This is a genomic window from Streptococcus sp. DD11, assembly GCF_001578865.1.
Taxonomy (GTDB): domain Bacteria; phylum Bacillota; class Bacilli; order Lactobacillales; family Streptococcaceae; genus Streptococcus; species Streptococcus panodentis.
Map to the genome: position 1 here is coordinate 23,825 of NZ_KQ969394.1, position 6,448 is coordinate 30,272.

The window sequence follows — 6,448 nt, forward strand, 5'->3', positions numbered from 1 at the left end:
TTACTTTGTTAGCTCGCCTTGCCGTACGCCAGTACTGTCTGCGCTCGCTGCCTCGTACTAAAAGCAAACTAAAAGACTATAAAAGAAAAAGGAAATGATCAACAAGCTGGCTGACAGTGAAAAAAGAGAAAGCACCGAAAAATGGGACAAAAAAATGGCATAGTCGTCCTGCTGATACTGAAACGTCCGCTTCATTGCGATTCTGCAGGCTCCTTTGCCATAACTATATTATGATGATTTAATAAAATTATACCTTTTCTTTCCCTTTCAGTCAACTATAAACCGCTTTCATTTTTGATATAGTCTTCCGTTTGCTTTTAGCAGGGAACTGGTCTGAGGGACTGTTTTGACACAAACTGCGTTTGTGCTATCCCCAGCCTCCAACAGTCCTTCTGGACTGTTGGAGCAAGGCGGCGCTGATGTCGCTTGAAGAGATTTTCGAAGAGCACAAATGACGCTGCTCAATGAAAATCATCAGCAAACCAGGCAGGAACAGACCGGCCTGTCAAACCGCAAAAAAAGCTCTGGCGAGCTTTTTATGGATGTTCTTTTTTATACTTTTCTGCTTCAGCTTTATTAGCCCAAACATAGTGTCCCGGGCGGATTTCCACCATCTCCGGCTCATCCGTTGAATAGTCATGCTGGTTAGGGTCATAGACTTTCAAGATCTTCTTGCGCTCCAAAATCGGATCCGGAATCGGCACAGCCGACAGGAGAGACTGGGTGTAAGGATGGACAGGATTGTTAAAGAGTTCTTCTGTTTCGGCCACTTCCACAATCACCCCTTTATAAATAACGGCAATCCGGTCCGAAATAAAACGGACAACAGACAGATCATGGGCGATAAAGAGATAGGTCAGCCCCAGCTCTTTTTGGAATTTCTTCAGCAGATTGAGAACCTGCGCACGCACGGACACATCCAGAGCCGAGATGGGTTCATCGGCGATGACAAAATCCGGCTGCATGACCAAGGCCCGGGCAATCCCTATCCGCTGCCGCTGGCCGCCGGAAAATTCATGGGGATAGCGGGTCAGATGCTCGGCCAGCAGACCGACCTCATTGATAATATCCTTGACTTTCTTCTGACGTTCTGCTTCATCTTTAAACAAATGATAATTATAAAGACCTTCAGAAATAATATAGTCCACCGTTGCACGCTCATTGAGGCTGGCAGCCGGGTCTTGGAAAATCATCTGAATCTTGCGAATCAGCTCTGCTTCCTCTGCCTTGGACTTGCGGCCATTGATCTTTTTGCCTTCATAAAGAATATCCCCTGCGCTGGTATCATTGAGACCGATAATGGCCCGGCCGATAGTCGTCTTGCCGGAGCCGGACTCTCCTACCAGAGAGAAGGTTTCTCCTTTATTAATGAAGAAATTTGCATTTTTGACAGCGACAAACTTCTTGCTTCCTTCACCGAAGGAAATTTCTAAATCTTTAATTTCAACTAATTTTTCAGTCATTTCCTTCCTCCTAAGCTTCTAATTGATTGAAGCCCATTTTTGAACGAATCTTCTCGTGCAGATTCTCAATAATCTCGGGTTTGGCCACCTCAGGTGCATCTTCATGCAGCAGCCAGGTCTTGGCCCAATGAGTGTCCGAAACCTTGAAAGCCGGTGCCTGTTCTTCAAAGTCAATTTCCATGGCATAGTTCGAACGCAGGGCAAAAGCGTCACCCTTGATGCTGGAATACAGAGAAGGCGGCGTCCCCGGAATAGAATAGAGTTCGCCGTTTGCAGCTGCCAGCTGAGGCAGACTGGACAGCAGGCTCCAGGTATAGGGATGTTTAGGATCATAGAAAACTTCTTCAACCGTTCCGTATTCTACGATTTCACCAGCATACATCACCGCCACCTTATCCGCAATACTGGCCACAACACCCAAATCGTGGGTGATGAAGATAGTCGTGAAATGGTATTCCTGCTGCAGGGACTTGAGCAAATCAATAATCTGAGCCTGAATGGTCACATCAAGAGCTGTTGTCGGCTCGTCACAGATGAGAATATCCGGACGGCAGGCCAGCGCAATAGCAATCACAATCCGCTGCCGCATCCCGCCGGAATATTGGAAAGGATACTCCTCAAAGCGTTTCTCCGCATCAGGAATCCCCACCTTGGTCATGTAGTCAATCGCCAGTTCCTTGGCTTCTTTGCCTGTCTTTCCCTGGTGTTTTACAATCACTTCGGTAATCTGGCTGCCAATGGTATTGATGGGGTCCAAGCTGGTCATCGGATCCTGGAAAATAGTAGCAATTTTAGCACCGCGAATCGGTTCCCAGTCCTTATGGCTTTTCAGAGCTGTCAGGTCTTGGCCCCGATAGTCAATCTGACCTTGGGCAACCCGGCCGTTTTCTTCCAGCATACCGGTAAAAGTCTTGGTTAAAACGGACTTGCCAGAGCCGGACTCACCCACCAGAGCCAGCACTTCCCCCTCTATCAGCTCAAGAGAGACGCCGCGAATGGCTGTCAGGACTCGGTCGCGGACATCAAATTCCACGACAATATCGCGAGCAGTCAATATTACATTTTCATTTTTTGTCATATTTACTCCTATCTATGTGTACGTGGATCACTTGCATCGGCTAAGTTTTGACCAACGACAAAGAAGGTCAGGGATACCAAGATCAGGGTTGTCAGCGGAATCCAGAAAAGATAAGCATTGGTGGTCACATTTTGTGAATAGTCAGAAATCAGCCGTCCCAAGCTCGGCACTGTCACCGGAAGCCCCAGTCCAAAGAAGGACAGGAAGGCTTCATAAGAGATAAAGCTCGGCAGCAGCTGCGAAGTAGTCGTCACGATGACAGACACCAACTGCGGCATGATATTCTTAGTAACAATCTTCATGGTCGGAGTTCCCAACGTTCGGGAGGCCAGATTGTATTCCAAATCGCGGTAGCGCATAATCTGCACACGAATAGAATAGGCGATGCTGATCCATTGGGTGATACACATTGCAAAAATCAGATTCCAGAAACCGGCACCGATAGAGTAAGTCAGGACGATAACAATCAGCAAGGGAGGAATATTGGAAATAATATTATAAACTTCCATCATGACACGGTCGACAGACTTTGAAATTCCCCAGATACCGCCGACGATAATCCCGATAATCAGGTTGATAAAGGTTGAAATTACAGCAATCAGAATCGAATTGCGGGCACCGAACCAGACGCCGTCAAAGAGCGACTTGCCGTTGCTGTCTGTTCCAAACCAGTATTCACCGCTCGGTTTGATAAAGCGCATGCTGAAATCATTGACCTTGCTGACATCGTTGAAGTCAAAGTCTGAGAACATAGGATAAATGAAGCTCATGAGGATAATGGTCGTCAAGATTGCCAACATGATCAGAGTTGATTTTTTCTTCAGAAACTGGCGCATCACCGACTTCCAGTAAGAGTAAGCCGGAGCATCAATCGTTTCAGAGGCAAAATCGTCACGTTTGACAAATTGGAATTTGTTTTTATCAATTGCAGCCATTATTTACCTCCTTTTGATGTTAATTTAATACGTGGATCCAGCACTGTCATCAGAATATCACCCAGCAAGAGAGCGAAGATAGAAAGACAGGTGAAGATAAAGACGAGGCCGACAACCATGGAGTTGTTAGAAGCCTTAACAGAGTCAATCAGCATCTTCCCCATACCTGGAAAGGCAAAGACCGTTTCCGTCAAGGTCGCTCCTGTGATCACCCCGACAATAGAAGCCGGAATACTAGACACCAGCGGCACCATGGCATTCTTGAAGATGTGCTTGTTGGAAATTTCCTTTTCAGAGAGCCCTTTGGCACGCGCAAAGCGGACAAAGTCCTGAGACTGCAGGTCAATCATGTAACGGCGAATCCAGACAGCTGTCCAAGGAGCGCTCAGCAATCCAAGGATGACGGCCGGAAGGACATAGGAACGCCAGTCGCTTGCTCCCAAAATCGGGAAGGAGTCCGGCAGACCGACAGCTGATCCAGCCAAACGAACGATGTAGACCAAGGCGATGGTCGGCAGCGACATCATAAAGGTCAGGGCAGCCGTTGAAAGGCTGTCAAACCAAGTGTCCTTGAGCCGAGCCATATAAGACCCCAGGGGCACAGCAATCAGGTAAGACAGGGCAACACCAATCAAGCCGATAATGGCTGAGCTGGTAATCATGGATGGGTTCTGATAATTGCTTTGGGTCGCCGTATAGGCATCGCCCTTGCCATACTTGGCAATATCCTGCGAATCAGCCTTGCCAGGTGACTTGTAGGTCCGGGAGTAGATATTGACAGACGAGGTTTTCTTGCCTGTCGGGAACTGTACTTCAGCAGACTTGGTCTGTCCCTGTCCCTGCGTAATCACCTGCAGAACAGGGATATTGGCATAGGTCGGGTAGGAGTTGCCCAGATTAAAGGTAATGAAGTTCTGATGGATAAATGGGAACTGTCCGTTGAAGTAGATCAGATATTTATGCTTGGTACCAGATCCGACAAGAGCCCAGCCGACAGACGGATCATTTTCAATACGGATATAGCGCTCCAGATTTGGATTATCCTCATCCTGAACAGCGTTGGGGTGGTCGATCTGAATCAGATTGGCATAGAACTCAAGAACACGCTCATAGACAGGCACTTCCCGCACAGCATAAAACTCTTCGCTTAGCGGCAATTGCTGCAGTTTCCAGCCATTGCCAAGCTTATCAATATACTGCTGATAAATTTTTTTGTTTTCTTCCGACACTTCTGTCGTCACAGAGGAATTTTCCTTGCTGGCTTTTTCCTGCAGTTCCTTGGTGTCATAATAGTCAATATAGCCCATCCGCTCATAGATGGTATTTTCATAATTGGTCTTCTTATCTTTGTCGGTGGCTATTTTATTGTAGTTAGGGTCCTGCTTGAAAATCAATCTTCTTGGAACCAAGGTATAGATAATGGTATAGGTCAAGGTTGTTACCAAGAAAATCGACACGATGGAGCGTAAGATACGCATCAAAATATATTTTTTCATTTATCGTTTCCTTTAAATCCCAAAAGAACTTTCTCCTCTAGTAGAGAAAGTTCTCTTGACACGTTTATTTCACATGGTCAGCTAATTCTTCCTGAGCCTTTTTATTGGACTCAATCCGCTCTTTATTCCATTTTTCCTGCGCCTTGCTGTACTCCTCAGCTGTTACAGGCGTATCCTGAAGTTTCAGGTATTTATAGGAAGCCAAATCGCGTCCTTTAGCACCTGACCAGGCAAAGGGAGCAGTAAACGGTACAATCTTCGTGATGACCGGTGTACCAGTCTTGGAGTTGATTGGTGTGAGCAGGGCACTGTCTGTCAGCCAAGCCTGCGCTGCCGCATATTTTTCGTAGCGCTTGTTGAGATCCAGCTTTTCAGCTCCAGCTTCATCCACCAATGCAGCATAGTCGTTCAGGCCGACCTGTGCTGCCGCTGCATTGTCTGTTCCTTCAAAGCCTAAGAAAGTCTTGGTGTTTTCACCGCCGGGCTTGATGATTTCAAGATAGGTTGACGGATCCTGATAGTCCGGAGACCAGCCGACATTATTCGAAATATCCCAGTCTTCCTCAGCTGCTGAAGCTGCATAGTAAGTGATATTCAGGGAGTCGTCTTTGCTCATCTGCTGCACATCAACGACTACATTATCTGTTCCCAGTGTTTCCTCGATGGACTGCTTGAGTGACTGAACACGCTGAACCTTGGTTGTAGCGGTTTGGTCAACCGGGATATCCAGATGAATAGGGAATTCCACTCCTTCTGCTTCCAGAGCTGACTTAGCCTTGGCAAATTCTGCCTTAGCCTTGCTGGCGTCATACAGGCCGTCCTGAGCATCTGAAAAATCAACATTTTTCCACTCATCACCGTAAGCCGCCATCTTTGCAGTCACCAGATCGCCAAAGCTGCTGTCTCCAGCCTGCACAAAGGTCGGCGGAATATAGAGATTGCGCAGAATCTTGTCTGCCCCTTCTTGGCCATTGATTTGAGAAGCATAGGACTGGCGATTGAAGGCAAAGGTCAGAGCCTGACGGAAGTCTTTATTCAGCAGGGCTTTCTTGGTTGAAGACTTTTGCGCATCGGTCGTCTTAGACGTATGGTTGTAAGACTGACGGTCAATATTGGTACCAACTAAGAACGTCGCTGCATCCTGAGGTGTGTAGACAATATTGTCCTTGTATTTTTCCTCGATTTTAGCATAAGTCGGGCTGGTCGGAAAGACTCTGGCAACGCTCAAAGCGCCTTGGTCAAACTGTTCAGCCGGTTTGCCCTGGTCTTGTCCGTCAAAGAAGGACAGCTTGACCGTATCTACGTGGACATGTTCCTTGTCCCAGTAGTTTTCATTTTTGGCAAATTCGATAGATGATTTTGCTGTGATGGATTTAAGCAGGAAAGGACCATTGTAGAGCAGGCTGGTCGGGTCTGTTGCCTGAGCAAATTTGTCCCCCTTAGACTCCAAAAATTCTTTGTTGACCGGGTAGAGAA

General features: G+C 47.1%; 5 protein-coding genes. All 5 read right to left on the reverse strand.

Annotation, left to right across the window (positions count from 1 at the left end; all coding sequences use genetic code 11):
- Positions 1-536: 536 nt before the first annotated feature.
- Complete coding sequence (locus STRDD11_RS06100; protein WP_128836401.1) at positions 537-1,463, reverse strand: ATP-binding cassette domain-containing protein; 927 nt, start codon at positions 1,461-1,463, stop codon at positions 537-539.
- A 10-nt stretch (positions 1,464-1,473) separates the two neighbouring features.
- The gene (locus STRDD11_RS06105) at positions 1,474-2,541 is read right to left on the reverse strand and encodes an ABC transporter ATP-binding protein (protein WP_128836403.1); all 1,068 of its coding nucleotides are present in this window, start codon (positions 2,539-2,541) and stop codon (positions 1,474-1,476) included.
- Positions 2,542-2,549: 8 nt separating this feature from the next.
- Entirely contained in the window at positions 2,550-3,476 is a 927-nt protein-coding gene (oppC, locus tag STRDD11_RS06110) for an oligopeptide ABC transporter permease OppC (RefSeq protein ID WP_128836405.1), read from the reverse strand.
- The gene (locus STRDD11_RS06115) at positions 3,476-4,972 is read right to left on the reverse strand and encodes an ABC transporter permease (RefSeq protein WP_128836408.1); all 1,497 of its coding nucleotides are present in this window, start codon (positions 4,970-4,972) and stop codon (positions 3,476-3,478) included. The genes oppC and STRDD11_RS06115 overlap by 1 nt, the downstream gene beginning before the upstream one ends.
- 64 nt (positions 4,973-5,036) lie before the next feature.
- The coding region (locus STRDD11_RS06120) for an ABC transporter substrate-binding protein (RefSeq protein ID WP_128836831.1) at positions 5,037-6,448 on the reverse strand (1,412 nt) is incomplete at its 5' end.